This window comes from Halogranum rubrum, from assembly GCF_900114455.1.
GTDB lineage: Archaea > Halobacteriota > Halobacteria > Halobacteriales > Haloferacaceae > Halogranum > Halogranum rubrum.
Window position 1 is genome coordinate 412,819 of sequence record NZ_FOTC01000002.1, and the last position, 22,827, is coordinate 435,645.

20 protein-coding genes are annotated in these 22,827 nt (G+C 63.3%); 10 read left to right on the forward strand and 10 right to left on the reverse strand.

Annotated features, from left to right (window positions below):
* Position 1 precedes the first annotated feature (1 nt).
* From mgsA to BM083_RS10400, 4 genes are all read right to left on the reverse strand, one after another.
* On the reverse strand, positions 2–376 hold the full coding sequence (gene mgsA, locus BM083_RS10390) for a methylglyoxal synthase (protein WP_089869184.1): 375 nt from the start codon (positions 374–376) through the stop codon (positions 2–4).
* A 49-nt stretch (positions 377–425) separates the two neighbouring features.
* Entirely contained in the window at positions 426–581 is a 156-nt protein-coding gene (locus BM083_RS23285) for a DUF7563 family protein (RefSeq protein WP_177197602.1), read from the reverse strand.
* A gap of 51 nt (positions 582–632) precedes the next feature.
* Entirely contained in the window at positions 633–1,031 is a 399-nt protein-coding gene (locus BM083_RS10395) for a hypothetical protein (protein ID WP_089869187.1), read from the reverse strand.
* Positions 1,032–1,267: 236 nt separating this feature from the next.
* Positions 1,268–2,083: a winged helix-turn-helix transcriptional regulator gene (locus tag BM083_RS10400; protein ID WP_089869189.1), complete on the reverse strand. Its 816-nt coding sequence runs from the start codon at positions 2,081–2,083 to the stop codon at positions 1,268–1,270.
* A gap of 178 nt (positions 2,084–2,261) precedes the next feature.
* Between BM083_RS10400 and BM083_RS10405 the strand changes: the two genes are divergently transcribed.
* Entirely contained in the window at positions 2,262–2,579 is a 318-nt protein-coding gene (locus BM083_RS10405; protein WP_089869191.1) for a hypothetical protein, read from the forward strand.
* A gap of 69 nt (positions 2,580–2,648) precedes the next feature.
* On the opposite strand, the gene BM083_RS10410 is transcribed toward BM083_RS10405, so the two are convergent.
* Entirely contained in the window at positions 2,649–4,574 is a 1,926-nt protein-coding gene (locus BM083_RS10410; protein WP_089869194.1) for a beta-CASP ribonuclease aCPSF1, read from the reverse strand.
* Positions 4,575–4,831: 257 nt separating this feature from the next.
* Here BM083_RS10410 and BM083_RS10415 point away from each other — a divergent pair, with 257 nt between their 5' ends.
* Positions 4,832–5,344 carry a DUF7984 family protein gene (locus BM083_RS10415; RefSeq protein ID WP_089869195.1) on the forward strand — a complete coding sequence of 171 codons (513 nt, stop codon included), beginning with the start codon at positions 4,832–4,834 and terminating at the stop codon, positions 5,342–5,344.
* On the opposite strand, the gene BM083_RS10420 is transcribed toward BM083_RS10415, so the two are convergent.
* Positions 5,301–5,858 carry an HTH domain-containing protein gene (locus tag BM083_RS10420; protein ID WP_089869197.1) on the reverse strand — a complete coding sequence of 186 codons (558 nt, stop codon included), beginning with the start codon at positions 5,856–5,858 and terminating at the stop codon, positions 5,301–5,303. The two genes, BM083_RS10415 and BM083_RS10420, sit on opposite strands and share 44 nt — an antisense overlap.
* Positions 5,859–6,010: 152 nt before the next feature.
* Here BM083_RS10420 and proS point away from each other — a divergent pair, with 152 nt between their 5' ends.
* The 8 genes from proS to BM083_RS10460 all read left to right on the forward strand — a co-directional run bounded on the left by proS (position 6,011) and on the right by BM083_RS10460 (position 20,019).
* A complete protein-coding gene (gene proS, locus BM083_RS10425) occupies positions 6,011–7,489 on the forward strand; it encodes a proline--tRNA ligase (protein ID WP_089869199.1) in 1,479 nt (492 codons plus the stop codon).
* 195 nt (positions 7,490–7,684) lie between these two features.
* Positions 7,685–12,226 carry a glutamate synthase large subunit gene (gene gltB / locus BM083_RS10430; protein WP_089869201.1) on the forward strand — a complete coding sequence of 1,514 codons (4,542 nt, stop codon included), beginning with the start codon at positions 7,685–7,687 and terminating at the stop codon, positions 12,224–12,226.
* Positions 12,227–12,439: 213 nt separating this feature from the next.
* Positions 12,440–13,243, forward strand: coding sequence for a ZIP family metal transporter (locus BM083_RS10435; RefSeq protein ID WP_089869204.1), 804 nt, complete (start codon positions 12,440–12,442; stop codon positions 13,241–13,243).
* 109 nt (positions 13,244–13,352) lie between these two features.
* On the forward strand, positions 13,353–15,293 hold the full coding sequence (locus BM083_RS10440; RefSeq protein ID WP_089869206.1) for an asparagine synthase-related protein: 1,941 nt from the start codon (positions 13,353–13,355) through the stop codon (positions 15,291–15,293).
* 181 nt (positions 15,294–15,474) lie between these two features.
* Positions 15,475–17,397: an asparagine synthase-related protein gene (locus BM083_RS10445; protein WP_089869208.1), complete on the forward strand. Its 1,923-nt coding sequence runs from the start codon at positions 15,475–15,477 to the stop codon at positions 17,395–17,397.
* 64 nt (positions 17,398–17,461) lie between these two features.
* Positions 17,462–18,766 carry a M28 family peptidase gene (locus tag BM083_RS10450; protein WP_089869210.1) on the forward strand — a complete coding sequence of 435 codons (1,305 nt, stop codon included), beginning with the start codon at positions 17,462–17,464 and terminating at the stop codon, positions 18,764–18,766.
* A 73-nt stretch (positions 18,767–18,839) separates the two neighbouring features.
* The gene (locus BM083_RS10455) at positions 18,840–19,529 is read left to right on the forward strand and encodes an NAD(+)/NADH kinase (protein WP_089869212.1); all 690 of its coding nucleotides are present in this window, start codon (positions 18,840–18,842) and stop codon (positions 19,527–19,529) included.
* A gap of 49 nt (positions 19,530–19,578) precedes the next feature.
* Positions 19,579–20,019, forward strand: coding sequence for a DUF7313 family protein (locus BM083_RS10460; RefSeq protein ID WP_009366213.1), 441 nt, complete (start codon positions 19,579–19,581; stop codon positions 20,017–20,019).
* 511 nt (positions 20,020–20,530) lie between these two features.
* On the opposite strand, the gene BM083_RS10465 is transcribed toward BM083_RS10460, so the two are convergent.
* From BM083_RS10465 to BM083_RS10480, 4 genes are read right to left on the reverse strand one after another with little or no spacing between them, the layout of a single operon-like run.
* Positions 20,531–20,803, reverse strand: coding sequence for a DUF7314 family protein (locus BM083_RS10465; RefSeq protein WP_009366211.1), 273 nt, complete (start codon positions 20,801–20,803; stop codon positions 20,531–20,533).
* Positions 20,796–21,233 carry a DUF7315 family membrane protein gene (locus BM083_RS10470; RefSeq protein ID WP_089869214.1) on the reverse strand — a complete coding sequence of 146 codons (438 nt, stop codon included), beginning with the start codon at positions 21,231–21,233 and terminating at the stop codon, positions 20,796–20,798. Before BM083_RS10470 ends, BM083_RS10465 begins: the two co-directional genes overlap by 8 nt.
* A 19-nt stretch (positions 21,234–21,252) precedes the next feature.
* Positions 21,253–22,020: a cytochrome b family protein gene (locus BM083_RS10475; protein ID WP_089869217.1), complete on the reverse strand. Its 768-nt coding sequence runs from the start codon at positions 22,018–22,020 to the stop codon at positions 21,253–21,255.
* A 4-nt stretch (positions 22,021–22,024) separates the two neighbouring features.
* Positions 22,025–22,825: a cytochrome b gene (locus BM083_RS10480; protein WP_009366208.1), complete on the reverse strand. Its 801-nt coding sequence runs from the start codon at positions 22,823–22,825 to the stop codon at positions 22,025–22,027.
* Positions 22,826–22,827: the final 2 nt, after the last annotated feature.

Sequence of the window (22,827 nt, forward strand, 5' to 3'; positions counted from 1 at the left end):
CTCAGTTCTCGTCTTTCGTCAGGCCGTCCAGTACGGCGTCGGCGCTCGCGAGGTTCGTCGCCAGCGGGATGTCGTGGACGTCGCAGATGCGGAGGAGTGCGGAGATGTCGGGTTCGTGTGGCTGGGCGGTCAGCGGGTCGCGGAGGAAGATGACGGCCTCACACTCGTTGGAGGCGACTTCCGCGCCAATCTGCATGTCTCCGCCGAGCGGTCCCGACGCTTTCCGTTCGATGTCGAGACCGGTCGCCTCCATCAGTTTCTTGCCGGTCGTTCCGGTCGCGATGAGGTCGTAGTGTTCGAGAATCGCCGAGTGCTCCGTCGCGAACTCGATGAGGTCTGCCTTCTTCTCGTCGTGGGCGATGAGTGCGACCGACATACTCGCCGATGCGTGAGCGAGCGACAAGAAGGTTCGCGGTTCAGGATACTCAGACGCGAGGTGAGCGACTCTGGCGGACCGTCGCCCCATCGCGTACCTTGTCGGGACAGTGCGGGCAGACGCGCGGCTGTTCGAGTCCTTCGGGCGCAAAGACCCGCACGTACGCCGGCGTCACCTCCGAGCCACAGTTCTTGCAGGTTCGCATCTCAGACCCTCTCCCGTTCTCGGCGGAAGCGCGCCCGCCGTCCGTCTGCGGTCATACCGGCGAACTCACCTCGTTTCCTGCCCGGTCGGTCGGAGCGTGGACCTCCCTGTACCACCGCCGGAGGATGCTTTCGAGTTCGTCACACGAGAGCGGCTTTCGGTAGCCCCACACGGGTCGACAGACCTCGTACTCGAACCCCGTCCGAACCGTGTTCGTCTTCGGGTCGTGGGACCGTTCCGTGACGGTGAAGACGACTTCGTCGTCGCCTCCCTCGTCCGGGTTCACCCGAATCGAATGTTTCGACCACGTCGGTCCGTGGTTCCGGTCCACCTGTTCACGATAGGCGGTGAAGACGTGTTCCGCTTCTTCGACCGCTGTGTGCGTCGGGTCGACGACACACCGGTCGAACGGTCGTCGCGCGCTCGTTCGTCGAGTTGTGAGTTCTGTCATCTGTCTGGGTTCCCGTCGGGTGTCCACACGTTGTTCGTCCAGCCTCTGCGTCAGCGGTTGACCCCGTGAGGGGGAGGGAGCGACCTGACAGCACGGGTTAGCACGGATGTCGTCTCCCTCGTCTCGACGGTTCGTGGGAGGTACAAAATCGGTTCTGACCACTTCGTCAAAACAGTCGAGAGCGACGAGCGACGCTGCGTTCGGCACTCGATGCACGAGAACAGCGGTGACGTATCTCAGTCGTCTGAGACGGCCGGTTCCGAACCGCCACTCGCCCTCTCTTCGGTCGCCGCTCGTGCCGGACCGGCGAGCGTGTTGAGAACCGCGTTCCCGGAGCGTTCGCGGTCGACGAGTCCCTCCGACGCCAAGCGGTCGAGGTGGTGAGACACGGTTCCCGGCGTTCGGTCGAGTGTCTCGGCGAGTTCTGACACCGTCGCTGGTTCCGTCCCGTCGAGTGCATCGAGGACGGTGGCCGTCGCTTCGTCCACGTACGCCGCTGCCAACGTCGCCTCGGCGTCGTCGACGACCGACGTGACGTACCGTTGCTTCCCACGTACTTCGTTACTCGCGACGAACCCTGCCTCTTCGAGCGTCCGGAGGTGATAGCGCACCGTCGACCGAGGGATGCCCGTCGTCTCGACGAGTTGTGCGACGTACGTACCCGGTGAGCGTTCGATGGCCTCGTAGAGCTGTCGTCGCCGGTCGTTGTCGAGGAGGTTCGCCTCTCCAGACTGGACTGCGCCTTGCTGAACCGACACCACGAGTGGCGTCGTGACGAGTCGGGGTGGGGCCACGACACCGTCTGTCGCTAGCGTAGAGAGGGGGCTCACCGCGAGGACGTCTGACTGGACCGAGTGTGCGTCCGAGACGCCAACCGTGTTCGCCCAACCGGCCGGAGTCGCCCGGGCGCTCGACGACACGGTACTCGAGTCGGATGCCACCTCTGGTGCTGTGGTTCGTGCAGGGTCGTCGACGATGAGGAAGAGCGGCCCTGCACTGAGGGCCAGCAAGACCACAGTTGCGGCGACAACGAGCGTCGAAAGTCGGTTCATGGGGTTGAGAATGCCGGTGTCGGCGTTGCGCGCTTCCGGGAGTCTTCGGCAGTCGCGTACATAGTTCTCTTGGCCCGACTCTCGAACAGGAGACGAAGGCGTGAGCTGAGCGTCCGTTCGGCACTGCTCGTCTCTTCCGGCCCGCAGACTGAAACGGTTGGCAGACGAACACTCGCGTATGTCGATGGAGACGTACACCGTCGAAATCGCAGAGACCGAGAGTCACGAGGGAATCTCCGCCGACGTCTACGACGAAGACGGGTTGGTGACGGAGTCTCTTCACGTCGCGTACGCCGACTACGGCGTGGCCGCAGTCCGCGAAGACTGGGAACCCGACGTCGTCGAACGGGAGGTCACGGCGGACGTGACGACGCTCGACATGCAGGTGGCGCGCGCCAACGACGTGTTCGAGTTTCGACTACTCGGTGACCGAGAAGAACTGCTTCGGGAGCGACTGTCGGATTCGGACTTGCAACTGGCGTACGTCGACGAGTAATCGCTCGAACGGCGGGTAGTCGAGTGGTCGAACAGTGGACGACTGAGAAGCAGCGGGCGTTTTTTCGGCTTACTTGAAGCGGAACGTTTCGAGGTTCTTCGGCGCGAACGTGCGCATGTTGAAGTCGTGGTAGAGCGACGAACTCAGGTCTTGGACCGAGCGCTCGTCACCGTGGACACAGAGCACCTTCTCGGGGCGCGGGTTCATCGTCTTCACGAAGTTCATCAGTCCGCTGCGGTCTGCGTGCCCGGAGAAGCCGTCGACCGTCTCGACGTCCATCTTCAGGGCGAGCGTGCTAGAGCGGCCGGGGTCGTTGGGGTCCGAGACCGGAATCTCGTCCCATCCGGTCTGGATACGGCGACCGAGCGTCCCCTGTGCCTGGTACCCGACGAAGACGAGCGTCGACTCGGGGTCGGAGCCGAGATGGCGAAGCCACGACATGATGGGCCCGCCAGTGACCATCCCGGAGGTAGAGAGGATGATGGCCGGACCGTCGTCGGTGACCTGTTGGCGTTCGTCCTCGCCGCCGTCGATGTGGTTGAACTCCTCGGCGAGGAAGGGGTTCTCGTCCTCGTGGAAGATGCGGTCACGCAGGTCGTCGCGGAGATACTCGGGGTAGGTGGTGTGGATGGCCGTCGCCTCCCAAATCATCCCGTCGAGGTGGACCGGCATGCTGGGAATCTTGCCAGAGCGCATCGCCTCTTCGAGGACCAACATGATTTCCTGTGACCGACCGACGGCGAACGCCGGAATGACGACCTTCCCGCCCTTCTCGTGGGTCTCGTTGATGATGTCGACGAGACTCTGCTCTGAATCTTCCTGGTCGGTCTGGTAGTCGTTGCGGCCGCCGTAGGTCGATTCGAGCACGAGCGTCTCGACGCGCGGGAAGTCGTTGACTGCGCCGTTGAACAGGCGCGTGTCCTTGTAGTGGATGTCGCCCGAGAACGCGACGTTGTAGAGGCCGTCGCCGATGTGGAAGTGTGAGACGGCGGAGCCGAGGATGTGTCCGGCGTTGTGGAACGTGAGCTTCACGTCCGGCGCGATGTCGGTCACGTCGCCGTATTCGAGCGGGATACAGTGTTTGATGGCCTCGCGCACCATCTCCGACTCGTACGGCGGCGTGCGGCCTTCCTTGGCCGCGACGTCGAGGTAGTCGAGCGTGAGCAAGCCCATCAGGTCGCGCGTCGGTTCCGTGCAGTAGATGGGGCCGTCGTAGCCGTACTTGAATAGCAGCGGAATCAGTGCGGAGTGGTCGAGGTGAGCGTGCGTCAGCACGACGGCGTCGATGGTGTTCGCCCCTGCGCCGAGCGCTTCGGGGACGTGGAGGTAGGGGACTTCGTCTTCGGCACCGGGTTTGTCACCGCAGTCGATGAGGATGCGCGTCTCGGGTGTCGAGAGAACGAAACTCGCCCGCCCGACCTCGCGGCAGCACCCGAGGGTGGTGATGCGGACCCACTCGTCTTTCGACATCTCCTCGCGGTGAATCTGTCTGCCGACGCGTTCGAGGATGTCACGGCGCTCTTCGCGTTCCTGTTTGAGGAAGTTGCGGACGTTCGAGACCGTCGAGGACTCGATGGGCGGCGTGCGGACGACTTCGGGCGTCCAGCCGACCTCTTTGGTTATCTCGCGGAGCGTCGACCCGTGGCGGCCGATGACCATTCCGGGTTTGGCCGCCTCGATGACGACTTCGCCGGTGTCGACGTGGAAGTCGAGGTCGGTGACACCGGCCTCTTCGGGGATGACGTCCATGATGCGCTCTTCGGCTTTGTGAGGGTCAGAGAGAACGTCGGGGTCGGGCCGCACCGTGATACGCTTCCGAAGCTTGCTCGCCAGTTTCCGGATGAGGTCGCCGTTCTGGGCGAACTCCTTCGGATGGCGCGTGTAGACGACGAGTTCGGGTCCTTCGTACTTGACGTCGGACACCGTGATGTCGCTCGGTAGTTCGTTCTCGATCTCTGCTTGCAGTTGTTCGAGTTGCTTGTCTACTGAACTCATATGTCGAAACTTCCCGTCCGGTTCATGGTGTGATAGATCGGGATCCTACGCTCTCAAAACGAATCGGACCGACAGACGGGCCTCGAACGGTCGCAACGTCGTGACCGGGCGTCTGAGAGTGCATACTGGAATCCAATACGGCTGGGTAGGTGCTCAACTGCGGGAAGAGGCAGTGAAAACCCGCTTAATCGGCAGTATAACCCCATTATTATAAAAGCCTTCGCAAAACGCAAGGACCGTCGCCCCGTCTCGGACGTATGCAGGTCACACCAGACACCGTCGCAACAGAGCGTCAGTGGCTTCGCGAACGGGCATCGACCGTCGTCCCACTCATCAACGAGACGCGTACTCAACTCGGCGAGTTGTTCGACACGGACGTCGATTCGGTGACGGAGATGCAGTTCCGCGACGAGGTCGACCGCGTCTTCGCCGACGGTGACGTCGCCGTCAACGTCGCCGGCTACGTCGGTCTCCTCCGTGACCTCGACGTCACGGGCGACTATCCGGGATTCGTCGTCGACGAGGTGCTCGGTCGCGAACTCGCGGCAACCATCGCCGGTGGCCAGCCGCTCGCGCTTCTCGCGCAGGCGACGTTCCACTTCGCGGATACCCACACACACGGAGACGACGACGAAGCGGCCGGTGCCGACGACCTCGATGCGGCCCTCGCAGCGGGCTTTCAGACCCGACTGCCGGGCTGGTCGTGGCGAGAGGGGGCGAACCCCTTCAGCGTAGGCGACGGACGAGACGACCCCACAGCGACGGAGTAGCCGCGTCGTCGATCATCGCCTCGTCGGTCGTTACAGACGAGGCAGGCGACGGAGTCGCGGTCTCTCCACCAGCGTCGGTCTCCTCTCGCTCTCGGAGTGCTTGGAGGCGTTCGACGACGTGCTCGTGTCCCGTCGAGCAGGGTGTCACCAGTTCGAGGTCGTCACCAGCGTACTCTGCGAGTAAGACGGGTGGGAGATGCTCTGCCGTGTACTCCGGGCCCATCCGGCCGACGCCCGCGGTGACCCGGTCGCCGAGACCGGTGACGGTACAGTCGTGCTCTAGCGCCCACTGTTTGAACGCCGAGATACGTTCTCGGGCGAGTTGGTCCTCGACGCACCGGAGACGGTCGCTCGACACGTCGAGGTCGTGGCCCCAGTGGTAGACGACGTAGTCGTCGACGGTGCCAGTCGCTTCTAGCTGGTCGAGGTGCGTGACCAACGGTTCGTAGTCGGTCTCGCCGGGTGCGTTCACCCACAGTTCAGCCCGTGTTCCGCCGCCTATCGACTGTGTCATTACTCTCCACCGAGTGAAGAGAGGCACGCCGAGCGCATCTACCCAGCGGATAGTTCTCACGCGATGAGACTGTCCGGCCGCGACGATGCTCCAGCGGACGCGTTCGCACACCTTCGGGGTCTTTAAGAGCGCCGTGGGGAAAGGTTCCGGCAATGAGCGACGACCAGGCACTCGGGATAACCGAGTCGAAGGAGTACAACACCGGCGAGTGGTACGCCGAAGTGGTCCAGAAGGCCGGCCTCGCGAACTACGGTCCCGACGGGATGAGCGGCTTCATCATCACCCGCCCCCGCGGCTACGCCCTCTGGGAAGGGATTCAGAACTACCTCGACGGCCAGTTCAAGGCGACGGACGTCCAGAACGCCTACTTCCCGCTCTTCATCCCCGAGAGCTACCTCGAACGAGAGAAGGACATCGTCGAGGGGTTCGACCCCGAAGTCGCGTGGGTCACCCACGGCGGTAATCAGGAGTTAGAGGAGCGTCTCGCCGTCCGGCCGACGAGTGAGTCCATCATCGCGCCGTACATGGCGCAGTGGGTCCGAAGCCACCGTGACCTCCCGCTTCGCGTGAATCAGTGGTGTTCGGTCGTCCGCTGGGAAGCGACGGACACGAAACCGTTCTTCCGGACGAAAGAGTTCCTCTGGCAGGAGGGGCACACGGCTCACGAGACCGAAGAAGAGGCGTACGAAGAGACGATGACGCGCCTCGGCCAGTATCGCTCGCTGTACGAGGACGTCCTCGCGATGCCCGTCATGCGCGGGAAGAAGCCCGAACACGACAAGTTCCCCGGCGCGGACACGACGACGACCGTCGAGGCGCTCATGCCCGACGGCAAGTCCGTCCAGGCGGGCACCAGCCACTACCTCGGCACCTCGTTCGCGGCGGCGTTCGACCTCACGTACTCCGACGAGGACGAAGAGGAACTGCCGGCGCACACGACTTCGTGGGGGCTCTCGTGGCGTTCACTCGGTGCGCTCATCATGACGCACTCCGACGACCAGGGCCTCGTCGTCCCCCCGACCATCGCGCCCGAACAGGTCGTCATCGTGCCCATCTATCAAGAGGACACGGAGGAGAAGGTCCTCGACTACGCCGAGGACCTCCGCGAGGAACTCGCCGAGGCGGGCGTCCGCGTCGAACTCGACGACCGCGACGAACGCAACCCCGGCTTCAAGTTCAACGAGTGGGAGTTGAAGGGCGTCCCCGTCCGCTTCGAAATCGGTCCGCACGAAGTCGACGACGACGAGGTCACCGTCGTCCACCGACCCGACGGCGAACAGGCCGTCGAGAGTCGGAGCGACGTCGTCGACGCCGTCGAAGACCACTTCGACGAGGTGTACGCGAAGTTGTACGCCCGCGCGGAGGAGAACCTCACGGAGAACGTCCGCGACGCCGAAGACAGAGCGAGTATCCTCGGCACCATCGGCCAGCACGGCGGCTACGTCCGCGCGCCGTGGTGCGGGAAAGAGGAGTGTGAGACCGAAATCAAGGAGACCATCTCCGCCGAAATCGTGATGGTTCCGTTCGAGGACGACGAGGAACGACATCACCCCGACGTCGCCGACGGCTGTACGTGCGCCATCTGCGACGACGAGGCCACCGAGACGGCCTTCTTCGCGAAGTCCTACTGAATCGGAGCGCCGTTCGAGACCGGCGTTCCCTCCGCGGTACGCCTGTCAGGTATTGTCAGCTATTGTGTATATTCTACCCCAGACCGTAATGGTCTTTCATTTTCATACAAACTCATTAAACAACCTAATATGACATTAGTACACCCTTATCCTATCAGGGGTACGCTGATAAGTGGGAAGTTCTAGCATCCCTCTATGACCAAGCCACACAGAGACACCCATGTCGGGTTAGCCAACCCGACCGACGAGCGATCTAACTGTGGGGTAGGCGCTGTCATCGACTTAGACGGCGGCGCGACCCACGAAACCATCGCAGACGGGCTCTCGCTCCTGAAAAATCTCGAACACCGCGGGACGACAGGTGCCGAAGAGAACACCGGCGACGGCGCAGGAGTACTCATCCAACGCCCCGACGAGTTCTTCGAGAGCGTCCTCGACGTCGACCTCCCCGAGCGGTACGCCGTCGGGAGCATCTTCATGCCGACGGACGACGAAGCGCGCGAGACCGTCACCGACCTGTTCGAGGCGGCGCTCGCAGACCACGACCTCGACGTGTTCCACTGGCGCGACGTGCCGACGGACAACACCGACCTCGGCCAGACCGCCCTCGACTCCGAACCCGACGTCTTCCAAGTCTTCGTCACCCCGAGAGACGACTCGGTAACCACCGACGAGTTCGACCGGAGTCTCTACGTCGGCCGCCGCGCCGCCGAGAACGCTATCAGTGACGCAGACATCCGAGGCTCCGGGCGCTTCTACGTCTGTTCGCTCCACCGCAAGACGCTAGTCTACAAGGGCCTGTTGAAAGGTGAGCAAGTTCCGACGTACTACCCGGACCTGACCGACGAGCGACTGAAGTCGACGCTGACGCTCGTCCACGAACGGTTCTCGACGAACACGCTCGGTGCGTGGCATCTCGCACACCCGTACCGCAACGTCGTTCACAACGGCGAAATCAACACCATCCGCGGCAACGTCAACTGGATGCGCGCCCGCGAGACGGACCTCGAACCGACCGATAAGTCGCCGCTGACGCAGGCGGACATCGAGACTATCAAACCCGTCACGCTGGCCGACCAGTCGGACACGGCGTCCGTCGACAACGCGGTCGAACTCCTGCTCCAGTCGGGACGCAAACTCCCCCACGTGCTTCGGATGCTCATTCCCGAAGCGTTCGAGAACGACGACCAGATGGACGCCCAGCGAAAGGACTGGTACGACTACCACGCCAGTCTCGTCGAACCGTGGGACGGTCCCGCGCTCGTCGCCGCGACGGACGGTGACCGCGTCGCCGCCGTCCTCGACCGTAACGGACTCCGTCCGTGTCGCTACGACGTGACGACCGACAACCGCCTCATCATGGCGAGTGAGGTCGGCGCGCTCGACACCGACCCCAGCGAAATCGAAGAGCGCGGTCGACTCCAACCCGGTGAAATCTTCATGGCCGACCCCGAGGAGGGTCGCGTCATCCCCGACGAAGAGGTGTTCGACGACCTCGTCGACACGAAGTACAGCGAGTGGGTTCAGACGGAACAGCAACAACTCGACGACATCGCCGACTCCGAGGACTACGCCACTCGTGGTCGCGTCGAGACGCTCCGCGCCAACCAGGCGGCGTTCGGCTACACCCACGACCAACTCAACCACCTCATCGAACCGATGGCCAAACAGGGGAAAGACCCCGTCGGGTCGATGGGCGACGACACGCCGCTCTCCGTCCTCTCGGACTTCAATCGGCCGCTGTTCACCTACTTCAAGCAACTGTTCGCGCAGGTGACGAACCCGCCGCTCGACTACATCCGCGAGGAACTGGTCACGTCGCTGGAGTCACGACTCGGCTACCAGCGCAACCTACTCGACGAGACGGCCGAACACGCCCGACAACTCGTCCTCGACTCGCCCGTCTTGACCGACGCACAGACGGAGAGCATCAAGGCGATGGACGGCGACGTCACGTCGACGGTCGTCGACCTGACCTACGACTCGGAGACGACGCTCGAAGACGCCATCGAGAACCTGCGTGAAGACGCTCGCGCCGCCATCGAAGACGGCGCAGAGGTCGTCGTGCTCTCGGACCGCGACGTCGGCCCGGAGCGCGTGGCGATTCCGAGTCTGCTCGCGATGGGTGCGGTCCACCACAGTCTGGTCCGCAACGGCCTGCGAAACCACGCTGGACTCGTCCTCGAATCCGGCGACCCCCGCGAGGTCCACCACGTCGCGACGCTCGTCGGCTACGGTGCGGACGCGGTCAACCCCTACCTCGCCTACCAGACCATCGAGGACATCGTCGCCGGCCCCGACGGTGCCGACGAGGAAGAGGCCATCGAGGCCTACATCAAGGCGCTCGAAGACGGTCTGCTGAAGACGATGGCCAAGATGGGCATCTCGACGGTCGAGAGCTACCAGGGTGCCCAAATCTTCGAAGCAGTCGGTCTCGACTCGGGGCTCGTTCGCGAGTACTTCGAAGGGACCGAGATTCGGACCGAAGGTATCGGCCTTCCGCAGATAGAAGACGACCTGCGCACGCGACACATGGTCGGCTTCGGCAGCGACGACACGCCGACGCTCGAACGCCAGGGCGAGTACGAGAACCGCTCGGACGGGATTCACCACCAGTGGAACCCGAAGACGGTCGGGACGCTTCAACAAGCGGTTCGCTCCGGAGACTACGAGAAGTATCAGGAGTTCGCCGACCTCATCAACGACCAGACCGAAGAGTTGCAGTCGCTTCGCGGTCTCTTGGAGTTCCAGAGCGACCGTGACCCCGTCGACATAGACGAGGTCGAACCCGTCTCCGACATCGTCACACGGTTCTCGACGGCGGCGATGAGCCTCGGGAGTCTCTCGCCGGAAGCACACGAGAACAACTCCATCGCCATGAACCGCATTGGCGGGAAGTCCAACTCCGGCGAAGGTGGCGAACCGCCAGAACGGTTCGGGACGGAGAAAGAGTGTACCGTCAAGCAGGTCGCTTCGGGCCGGTTCGGCGTCACCTCCGACTACCTCACCTCCGCCGAGGAGATTCAGATCAAGATGGCACAGGGGTCGAAACCCGGTGAGGGTGGCCACCTGCCCGGCAAGAAGGTCAACGAGATGATCGCGCACGTCCGGTACTCGACGCCGGGCGTCGGTCTCATCTCGCCGCCGCCGCTGCACGACATCTACTCCATCGAGGACCTGAAACAGCTCATCCACGACCTGAAGACGGCGAACCCCGAGGCGGACATCAACGTCAAACTCGTCTCCGAGGCCGGCATCGGCACCATCGCCGCCGGTGTCGCCAAGGCCAACGCCGACGTGGTCCACATCTCGGGGTACGACGGCGGGACCGGTGCGTCGCCGAAGACGTCTATCAAGAACGCGGGGCTTCCGTGGGAACTCGGTCTCGCCGAGGCGAACCAGATGCTCCGGGCGACGAACCTCCGCGACCGCATCCGTGTCACCGCCGACGGCGGGATGAAGACCGGCCGCGACATCGCCGTCGCGGCGCTCCTCGGTGCCGAGGAGTACGTCTTCGGGACGGCACCGCTCGTCACGGCAGGCTGTGTGATGGCCCGTCAGTGCCACGAGAACACGTGTCCGGTCGGCGTCGCCACGCAGGACGAGAACCTCCGCAACCGCTTCCCCGGTCAACCAGACCACGTCATCAACTACATGACGTTCATGGCGCAGGAACTCCGCGAGATTATGGCCGAACTCGGCTACACCTCCGTCGAGGAGATGATCGGCCGGCCCAAACATCTGCGCCAGCGCGAGACGGACCACCCGAAGGCGAAGCATCTCGACCTCTCGGACGTCATCGCACAGCCAGCGGGCGACCAGCGTACCAAGACGCGAGAGCAGGCCCACAGCGACTTAGAGACGCAACTCGACCACGACCTCATCGAGGCGGCCGAACCGGCACTCGACCACGGTGAACCGGTCCACATCAGCGAGGACATCTCGAACGTTGACCGCGCGGTCGGCGCGTTGCTCTCGAACCGCATCTCGAAGGCGTACGGCGGCGAGGGACTCGCAGACGACACCATCACCTGCGAGTTCGACGGCATCGCCGGCCAGTCGTTCGGTGCGTTCCTCGCACGTGGCGTGACGATGGAACTCACCGGCGCCTCGAACGACTACGTCGGGAAAGGGCTCTCCGGCGGGAAGGTCGTCGTCAAGACGCCCGAGACCGCAAACTACGCCGCCGCCGACAACATCCTCATCGGCAACGTCGCCCTCTACGGCGCGACGCAGGGTGAGGCCTACATCAACGGCATCGCGGGCGAGCGCTTCGCCGTCCGCAACTCCGGCGTGAAGGCCGTCGTCGAGGGCGTCGGTGACCACGGCTGTGAGTACATGACCGGCGGTGTCGTCGCCGTCCTCGGAGAGACGGGGAAGAACTTCGCTGCCGGGATGTCCGGCGGCGTCGCCTACGTCTACGACCCCGACGGCGACTTCGACGAGCGGGCGAACACCGGCATGGTGACGCTCCACGAGGAGTTGTCCGAGAAAGACGAGGCCATGCTCCACCGTCTCGTCCAGAACCACGCGGAGTACACCGACAGCGACCGTGCGAGCGACCTGCTCGACGACTGGACGGGACAGGTCGGGAACTTCGTGAAGGTGATGCCCGATGCCTACGCGCAGGTCATCGCCGAGGAGGACCGCGAAGACGTCCGCGATACGCTCCCGGAGGCCGCAACCGCGAGCACGAGCGCGCGGATGAAGGGTGAAGTCGCGTCGAGCGACGACTGAGGCGGCATCTGCCACGCGCACGCTTGTCGTGCGCGGCTTAGCAGCCGCGGATTTGTAGACGACGACTAATCCGCGGCACCTGACCAGTGTGCGTTCCATCGCGCACGACGTGAGTCTCTCGATGAGCGGACTCGCTTCCGAGTGGCGACGTCTGTGTTTTCGGACTGTGGGCCTGACAGATAGATACATCCTGCCACCTGTCCCAGTAGACGTATGAGTCTCCTCTCGGACCTCTTTGTGCGAATCGCCGGGTCGAACCCCGTGATGCAGGGGTTGCTTGGCGGAGTCATCATCGCGTCTTTCAACCTCCTCGGTGCGCTCGTCGTCCTCGTCTGGCGCAACCCCTCCGACCGGGCACTCGACTCGATGCTCGGGTTCGCAGCAGGGGTCATGCTCGCAGCGAGTTTCACGAGTCTCATCATCCCCGGCATCGACGCGGGCGGCGTCGTCCCGGTCATCGTCGGTATCCTTCTCGGCGTCCCCCGTCTCGACCGGGCAGACCGGTGGGTGCCGCACGTCCACGTTCTCGTGACCGGTCGGACACGTCCAGACACGCCCGCGACGGACGGTCGGACTGCGTCGGTGATGCTGTTCATCGTCGCCATCACCATCCACAACATGCCCGAAGGCCTCGCGGTGGGAATCGGGTTCGGGTCGGGGAACTTGGGTGACGCCCTCGCGTTGATGCTCGCCATCGGGATTCAGAATATCCCCGAGGGGTTGGCCGTCTCCATCGCCGCTATCAACGCCGGGTTCGACCGGCTGTTCTACGCCGCGCTCGCCGGCACCCGGGCCGGACTGGTCGAGATACCGCTGGCAGTCTTCGGCGCGATAGCGGTGTCCGTCGCCACGCCTATCCTTCCCTACGCGATGGGGTTCGCTGCGGGCGCGATGCTGTTCGTCATCAGTGACGAAATCGTCCCGGAGACGCACGCCCGGGGCCACGAACGGGTTGCGACGTTGGGAACGATGGTTGGCGTCGTCGTGATGCTGTATCTGGACGTGACGTTGGGGTAATCGACACCCTCGATATGGTCTGCCTAAGCGGCCGCTGAACCATCCTGTGACACCGTTTTCAGTACTTACCCTACTGATTACTATGTAGCTCTCACTCGTAGACGGCTACATGACCGGACTCTGTGGTGCAGTGCAGACAGAGACACCACATCTCGACGAACTCGCAGACGACATCGCGTACAACGGAGACGAGATAGTTGCGCCGTTCGTCACAGACGACGTCGCCGTCGCGAGCGTCCGTCACCCGACTCGGAGCGAGCAGTCGACAGCCGACTGCGACGACGTCGTCGTCCGACTCTGGGGGTCGATTTGGGGCGACGAGACCGGCGACGGTTACGTGACAGTCGACGAAAACGCGGCGACGTACTGTGCCGAGCGGTACCGTGCCGTCGGCCTCGACTTCCTCGACGAGTTGAACGGGAACTTCGCCGGCGCGCTCTACGACCCCGAAGAGGGGGACCTCTCACTCTTCACCGACCGGATGGGGACACGGCCGATTCACTACTATCAGGACGAATCTGCCGAGACGAACGAGTCCGCTCTCGTCTTCTCGACGAGTCTCCAGTCGCTCCCGCTGCATCCCGCCGTCGACACCGGGTTCGACGAGGACTACCTCGCAGAGTACTTCACGCTCAAACGGCCGTTCGGTCTCAAGACACCACTCGACGGTGTCGAGAAACTCCATCCGGGAACCGTGATGACCGTCGACGTCGGCACCGGAGCGACGAGCACCGACCGCTACTGGACGCCACACTACGACCCTGGGGACTGCTCACGCGAGCAACTCGCCGAGCAACTCGCCGAGACGATGAAGACCGTCGTCGCCGACCGCACGCACGACGAGGCGACCGAGGGACTGTTGCTCAGCGGTGGCAGCGACTCACGACTCGTCCTCGCGGCGTTCGATGCGCTCGACCAGCCAGTGCGGACCTACCACCTCAACGAGTGGGAGAACCGCGAGGCGCGAATCGCCGAGCGTGCTGCTAACGTCGTCGGCACCGACCACACACTCCTGAAGCGCGACGAGAGCTACCAATCTCGCTCGCTCGAGACTGCCCCCCGGTTCTCGAACTTCGTCGGCTACTTCAACCAACACCACGCCGGGGGGTTCGCCGAGACGCTCAGAGCCGAGTGCGAGTACCTGTTCACGGGCCACTACGGCGACATGCTGTTCAAGGGGAACCACCTTCGGATACCGACGGTCGACTTCGGCGGGGTCGGGTCGTTCGAGTTGCCGGTCGAACGGTCGATTCGTGGTCTCGACGACTTCGTGAGCGAGCGAGTCGCGTCGGCACCCGAGTATCTGGCGACGTCGACGGACGTCGAGTCTATCTACTACGACAACGTCGTCCAGCGGGGTCGGACTGTCGTGGACCACGGCGTCGAGTATCCCTCGATGCGCGAGGCGACCGTCTGTAGTCGCTATCCGCTGACGAACGGGACCTCGCAGTTCTTCTACTACGCCACCGCACAGATGCTTCCGTCGGGGACGCCGTTCTTGGACAACCGCCTCGTCGACCTCTTTCTCCGGATTCCGGCGAAACATCTGCTCAGAGGAGACCTCATCAACCGCGCGACGAGACGGCTCTCTCCCGAGTTAGCCGAGATTCCGCACGGACGCGGACTCGTCCCCATCCGGTATCCGTTCGCCGCGCAGTGGTCGAGCGAACTCGCCCGCGACTTCGTCGGCCGACATCTCCGTTCACCAGGCGACCGCGTCCACCAGTCGGACGGTCCGTGGACCGACCACAACGAACTCGTCCGGGACCATCCGTTCGTCCGCGAGACTATCGACGCAAACGAGGAGCGCATCCGGTCGCTTCCGTTCCTCAGTTGGGAAGGCGTCCAAGCGTGTTACCGAGCCCACGAGCGAGGTGAAAACCGGATGAAGTCGTTGTACACGCTCGTCACGTTCCTCCAGATGCCGCTTCTCGACCGATTGGACCGACTGGACGCCGTCGAGCGCGACCGGACGTCGCAGCGTGACGTCGACGTCTCAGAGGGTTCGGCGTTCGGCGCGAACTCGGACAGCCGACTCGCGAACGACTGACCGAGACCAGCCATCGACGCGAGGCAGTGGTAGCTGGTACCGTCTCTCCCAGTGAGTCGACCGTCGAAGGGTCCGAGACGGCGTGTATGACGCCCATAAGTGTCGTTTTCAGAACCGTTTTCGGCGTGCAACCAAGCTTAGTACCCGTTTTACTATCAGCCACGAGTCCGTGTGAGTAACTATGACCGGACTCTGTGGTGCGGTCGGACCCACCGCATCACACCTACGTGAGCTTGCAGACGACTTGGTACACAACGGCGACGAGCGAGTGGACCCAGTCACCCGAGAGCGCGTCGAATTTGCCAGCGTTCGCCACCCGAAGGCCGTGAGTACGCCGACGACAGCGACGGAAGACGGCGGCGTCGCTGTCCGAGTGTGGGGTGACCTGTGGGGAGACGAACCTGAATCGGGCTACAGGACTGTCGAGGGCGACGCGGCGACCTACTGCGCCGAGCGGTATCGGGAAGTCGGACTCGACTTCCTCGACGGCCTGAACGGGAACTTCGCGGGAGCACTCTACGACGAGAGCGAGGAGACTGTCACACTGTTCACCGACAGACTGGCCACGCGCCCCATCTACATCTACACCGGCGACGAGGCAGTCGTCTTCTCGACGAGCATCCAGTCGCTCCCGCTGCATCCCGCCGTCGACACCGACTTCGAAGTCGACTATCTCACCGAGTACTTCGCACTCAAACGACCGTTCGGGCTCAAGACGCCGTTGTCGGACGTCGAGATGCTCCATCCGGGGAGTTCGATGACCATCGACGTCGACGACGGGACGACGAGTATCGACCGCTACTGGACGCCGCACTACGACCCCGTCGACGCCTCCCGCTCGGAGTTCGCAGCGCGACTCGCCGAGACGATGAAGACCGTCGTCGAAGACCGAACGGACCGCGAGGAGACGAACGGACTCCTCCTCAGCGGTGGCAGCGACTCTCGACTCCTGTTGGCGGCGTTCGACGCACTCGACATTCCGGTTCGGACCTACCACCTCAACGAGTGGGAGAACCGCGAGGCAGACATCGCACGGCGTGCCGCCGACGTCGTCGGTGCGGAGTACGAATTCCTCGAACGAGACGAGACGTATCAGGCCCGCTCGCTCGAATCGTCTCCGAGCCTGGTGAACTTCGACGGCTACTTCAATCAACACCACGCCGGGGGGTTCGCCGAGAAACTCAGATCGGAGTGCGATTACCTGTTCACGGGCCACTACGGCGACACGCTGTTCAAGGCCACACACTTCCGGACGCCGAACATCGACCTGGGCGGACTCGGGTCGTTCGAACTACCGGTCGAACGACCGATTCGAGGGCTCGACGAGTACGTCGCACACCGTGTGAGCGACGCCCCAGAGTATCTCTCGTCGCCGAAGTCCGTCGAAGACGTCTACTACGACAACGTCACCCAACGCGGGCGGGCCGTCGTCGACCACGGCGTCGAGTACCCCTCGCTTCGTGATGCGACCGTCTGTAGTCGATACCCCATCTCCAACAGCACCTCCGGGTTCTTCTACCACGCGACGGCGCAGATGCTCCCGTCGGGCACACCGTTCCTCGACAACCGTCTCATCGACCTCTTCCTCCAGATACCACCGAAAGACCTCGTTCGTGGAAACCTCATCAACCGAGCGACGACACTCCTGTGTCCGGAACTCGGCGACCTTCCCCACGGTCGGAGTCTCGTCCCGATTCGGTATCCGTTCGTCTTCCAGTGGGGGACGGAACTACTCCGAGACTTCGTCGGGCGACACTTCGGTAGGGAAGACGGACAGTCTCACTGGTCGGACGGACCGTGGACCGACCACGGCGAACTCGTCCGACAACAGCCGTTCATCGGCGAGACTATCGACGCAAACGAGGAGCGTATCCGGTCGCTTCCGTTCCTCAGTTGGGAGGGCGTCCAGCAGTGCTACGAGGCACACCAGCGTGGCGAAGACCGGATGAAAGACCTGTACACGCTCGTCACGTTCCTCGAAATGCCGCTGCTGGACCGACTCGAGGGTATCGAGCCATCGAGCGACGAGATGGACGAAACAGACGAGAGAGACGAGTCGAGCGAGTCACACGAGGCGGAGACGCCGAACGACGTCACACCCTGACCGTCGAGTCTCCGTCGGTGAAGTAACCGAAATCGTTACCCTACAACCACCCGCAGACAGCGCCATGACCGACTGGATTGGCGACACCTTCACGAGCGACGTCGGCTGGAACCATCTCGAACGCCTCGTCGACATCGGCGACCGGATGGCCGGGTCCGAGGGAGAACAAGAGGCGCTGGAGGCGACGCGCGACGCACTCGACGCCGCAGGCGCGAGAGACGCCTACATCGACGAGTTCGACGTACAGGGATGGATTCGCGGCGACAGCACGCTCACCGCCGGTGAGACGACACAGGACTGTATCGCTCTGCCGCGCAGTCCCGCCGAGAGCGTCGAAGGGGAACTCGTCGACGTCGGTCACGGTCTACCGGAAGAGTTCGACGAGACGGACATCTCGGGAAAGGTCGCGCTCGTCTCCTCCAGCGTCCCGGACCACTACCACCGCGGCGTTCACCGTCGCGAGAAGTACTACTACGCCGTCGAGAACGGTGCAGTGGGATTCGTCTTCGCCAACAACGCCGCAGGTGGGCTACCCATCACGGGCAGCGTCGGCACGGCCGAGGCACCCATCGGCGACGTTCCGGCCGTCGGCGTGAGCAAGGAGGTCGGCGACCGTCTGAAACGACGTTTCGAGGGCGAGTCGGTCGAACTCGACGTCGACTGTGAGACGCCAGCGGCGACGAGCGGGAACGTCCACGCCGAACTCGGTCCCGACACGGAGACCGAACTGCTCGTCACCGGCCACGCAGACGCCCACGACATCTGCGAGGGCGCGACGGACAACGGCACCGGGACGGCAACCGCAGTCGAACTCGCCCGAACGCTCGCCGCACGCGAAGACGAACTGGAGACGAAAGTTCGGTTCGTCTGTTTCGGGTCCGAAGAAGTCGGCCTCGTCGGCTCCGAACACGAGTCCGAGCAGGTCGACAGAGACCGCATCAAAGCAGTCGTCAACGTCGACTGTACCGTCCGCGGGCGAACGCTGAAGTTCGACACACACGGGTTCAACACGCTCGAATCGGTCGCCCAGACCGTCGCCGACCGCTTTGGACATCCGGTCAGCACGAACCCAAAACTCGTCCCGCACAGCGACCACTGGCCGTTCGTCCAGTGGGGCGTGCCTGGTTACATGGTCTCGGCCGAGAAAGACACGAAGGGTCGCGGGTGGGCACACACCGCCGCCGACACGCTCGACAAACTGGAGAAGCGGACGTTCCGCGAACAGGCGATTCTGCTGACCGAACTGGTCGTCGAACTCGCTGGCGACGACGTCGAGACGACGCACAAGTCTGCGGAGACGATGGCCGAGACGCTCGAAGACGAGGACCTCGCAGAAGGGATGCGCGTCACGGGCGACTGGCCGTACTAACAGCCGAATCACGCAGTCTTTTACCCCCACGCGGGCTACGTCCGGTGATGAACGACCGAGGGGAGGAGTCACCGTGAACGTCGCCGTAGTCGGCGACGACGCACTCGCCGAGACGGTCGACGCCGCGGGGGCGACGCTCACCGACGTCGAGACGGCGTCACTCGTCGTCACCGTCGGCGAAGAGCAGTTCGTCGACGTTGCTCGTGGCGGACCTGCGGTCCCCATTCTCCCGGTCGAGACGGAGTTTGGACCGTTCTCGCTCGCTCGTGACGTCGTCGAAGCCGCCGTAGAGACGATTCTCGACGGAGAGGGGACGGCCGTCTCGCATCCCGTTCTCTCGGTTACCATCGACGGCACGACGGTCGCCCGAGGTGTCCTCGACGTGATGCTCGTGACGAGTGAACCCGCGCGCATCTCCGAGTACGAGGTGACTTTCGGCGCGGAACGGGCGGGTAACTTCCGTGCGGACGGCGTCGTCGCGTCGACGCCGCTCGGGACACGAGGCTACGCGCACGCGGCCGGTGGTCCCATCCTCGAACCGGGAACCGGTCTCGCAGTCGTCCCCATCTCGCCGTTCTCGACGCAGTCGGAGACGTGGGTCGCCCCCGGGGACGTCACGCTAACCGTCGTACGCGACGACGGACCGGTCGCACTGGTCGTCGACGGCCGGACCGTTCAGTCGGTCGACCCCCACCAATCGGTTCGGTTGTCCGTCGTCGACCACGTCGACCTGTGGCGAGTGCCGTCGATAGGGTCGAGATAGTGGGAGTGATTGGAAAAACTCTAATGAGTCCTCGTCCGAAGGTTCTACTATGCAACCGCTACAGTTCCTCGTCCCCATCGACGCGCTCGCAGAGGTCGAGGGTCTGCTGAAGTACGCCATCCTGGGGCTGGTGCTCGTCAACATGGTCACGCGAATCCTCGCGCACAGCAAACAACGAAAGCAAGTCGACGACGACGACAGCAACCTCTCTCGGTGGCTGCCGCACTCGGTGGTGTCGATTCTGCTCCTCCTCGCCTCGTTCGCGTTCATGATCGTCGAACCGCACGGTGGGATGGTCATGTCGGTGCTCGTCCTCGGGATGTTCGTCGCGGACTTCTTCGAGTTCGAAGCGCGACAGGTCGAAGCGCGCAACGGCCTCGACTTCGAGCGCCCGAAGGCCGCCATCACGGCGTCTGTCATCGTCCTGCTCTACGCCGCCTTCCAGAGTCTCTTCTTCCTCGTGAAGGACTACTGGAACCTCGTCATCTGACGACCGGAAGCACGCTTTCTCGCAGCATCTCCCTAGCGGTACGCCCGCGTCCGAGAAACGACTGTTCGGCGGACAGCGATTTTCATATGTTAGCGTGGCCCACCCACGCTGAAGCCGTCTCGTCGGCAGTTACTGCTCTGGTCGGCCCACAGACACACACGCTCTAGCTCACGTCGTCGCAGACGACGCAGTCGCTGGCGTCTCGTGCGCTCGCGAAGCAGCACTCGGCGGCAGTCGATACGAGAAGCGACGGCTGGCAACCCATCTCTCGCGGGCACGACGGACAGCAGTCTCCACGTCTTCGCACAGTCGCCTGCGAAGTGGATAGTGAGTGTCGTCGCGCGCGGCGTCCTCCACGCGGGAAGACTGCATTCGCCGACCGTCTCCTCTGAGTCGCCTCCGAAGCCGACGGTCTGACGTCAGACTTCGACGTACCGACGCTGTGGGTGCGAGTGTAGCAGCGTCGCTCACGCGGATGGAGACAGGAGAGAAGAGTGGTCGGTTCGTCGAATCAGTTCGAGCGGCGGTTTCGGTACGCCGTCCGTGCCTCGCGTCCAGCGGGGATGAGCACCCAGAAGGTGAGTGCGCCCAGGAGGGCAAACCACAGCAACACGTCGATCATACCGATGGCGAGGGCGTCGAATAGGTTCGCCGGTTCGGGGGGTGCTGCGATGAGTTGGTTCGTGCTCCCGAAGGATTCCGTCTGGTACCACGAGGCCAGTACCATCCACGCGAGACCGGCGCCCGTGAAGATACCGAGCCCCTTGATGAACTCGTCAGCCATTATCTGATTCTTCGTTGGAGTCCTCTTGAGACTTTCCCATTCCGCGGGCACGGAAGCGCGTGCCGACGATGTAGACGCCAGCACCGAATCCGATGACTGCCAGTCCGAGAAACGCGAGTATCGCGGTCAACACGCCGTCGGCGATGCCGATGCCCACGGCGGCGAGGACGCCGGTGATGGCCCGTCGGAGGAAGCTGATCGACAACGTCGCCGCGTCGAGCAGCACGAACCCGACGACGACAGAGACGACGGCGATGAGCGTCGAGAAGACGGTGATCGTCTTGTAGAGTCGCATCGGGACGACGATGTCGCGGCCGCCGCTACGACCGTCGCCATCGCCACTATCGCCGGTTCCGTCCGTGCGCTGCTCGTCATCACGGCTGTTCGCACCGCTGTCTGCCGTACGCTCGGCTGTGTCGGTATCAGACATAGGGAGAGAAAGAGAGCCGTTACCGCGGCGGACGAAGCCGGTAGTAGCGGCGGTTGAGGTCGTACATGTACCCTTCGCGCATCGTCTTGAGCACCGCGTAGGTGATGATACCGATGACGATCGGTAAGAGGAACGTCAGGTCGAACAGCAGGTCAACGTTCATCGGCATCAGGTTCTTGACTGCCAGCAGACTGAGCGTGAGCGCCAAGACGACACCACCAGCGCCGACGGCCGCCCAGAACGGCTGCTCGACGGGTCGGCGTGCGCTCCCCTTGTTGAGGAAGGGAACGATGGCGATGAAGCCGACGACGACGACGTTCGCGAGCACACCGTACGTCCGGTCGGCCATCAGCTTGGACCCGCCGAGGATGGCGAGTTCGGGGTTCAGCGGGTTCAGCTTCAGCAGGCCGAACGACCAGTAGAGATACCAGTCGGGGAGGATGATAGCCGGCGTACTACTCGGGTTCGCGGGTTCGCCGATGTGCGGCGGCATCGTCGCCGACAGGAAGAAGATGATACCCACGAAGAACGCGGCGATAGAGAGGTTTCGAACCGTCTCGTGCGGCCACGTCGGGAAGCCGAGTACGTCACGCTCGACGTAGTCGGACTCCATTCGGAGGTCTTGGTCTTCTCGGCGAGCACGTTCGAAGTACTCGTAGGTGAGCCGTGAGAGGCCCGTCTTTCGTTCCTTGCGCTCGAGCCACGTCGGCGTCTCGTCGTCCGGTGCGACGAGTCCGGTGCCGTCGGTGCGAATCTCTTCGTCTTCGGTTGGTTGTTCGTCGGTCATGGTCTTAGTGGGGTTCGGCGATGCCCTGCACCCACACGATACCGATGTGAATCGCGATGAGCGTCGTCACCACGAAGGGTAGCAGGAACACGTGGATGATGTACATCCGTTGTAGTGTTGCTTGACTCAACGTGAAGCCCCCGAACAGGAGCTGTGCGGCCCACTCGCCGGCGAGCGGAATCGAGAGTGACATCTCGACACCGATCTGTCCGGCCCAGAAGGCCAGTTGGTCCCACGGGAGCAGGTAACCGGTGTACCCGAACACCATCGTCAGGCTGATGAGGATGATGCCGAGAATCCAGTTCAGTTCACGTGGCTCCTTGTACGACCCGGTGAAGTACACGCGGAGCATGTGTAAGAACACTGCGGCGACCATCACTTGGGCCGACCAGCGGTGGATGCTGCGGAGCATGAATCCGAACTGGAGGTCCTGCATGATGAACGCGATACTGTTGTACGCGACGGTCGCCTCTTCGGGATTCCCCTGTGCGGGGGAGTAGTAGAACCCGAGCAACGCGCCACTCACGGCGGCGACGATGTAGGACAGCGTCGAGAACAACCCGAGCGTGTACAGCGGGTACCAGTACCAGAACTTGTTGTCGAGGTTGTACTGTTCGGTGTGACTCTTCGGCATCTGGAGGTTGACCCGGTAGTAGAGGGTCTCCATAAGCTCCAGATAGTCGACGATTCGGAGTCGCTTGTCGAGCCAGATGAGGACCGTCAGGAACGTCGTCTCGACGGGGGTCAGATCCTTCGTCTTCATCCAGCCCTTGTGGTCGTAGTCGTCTTTCTTCTCTAAACTCATTG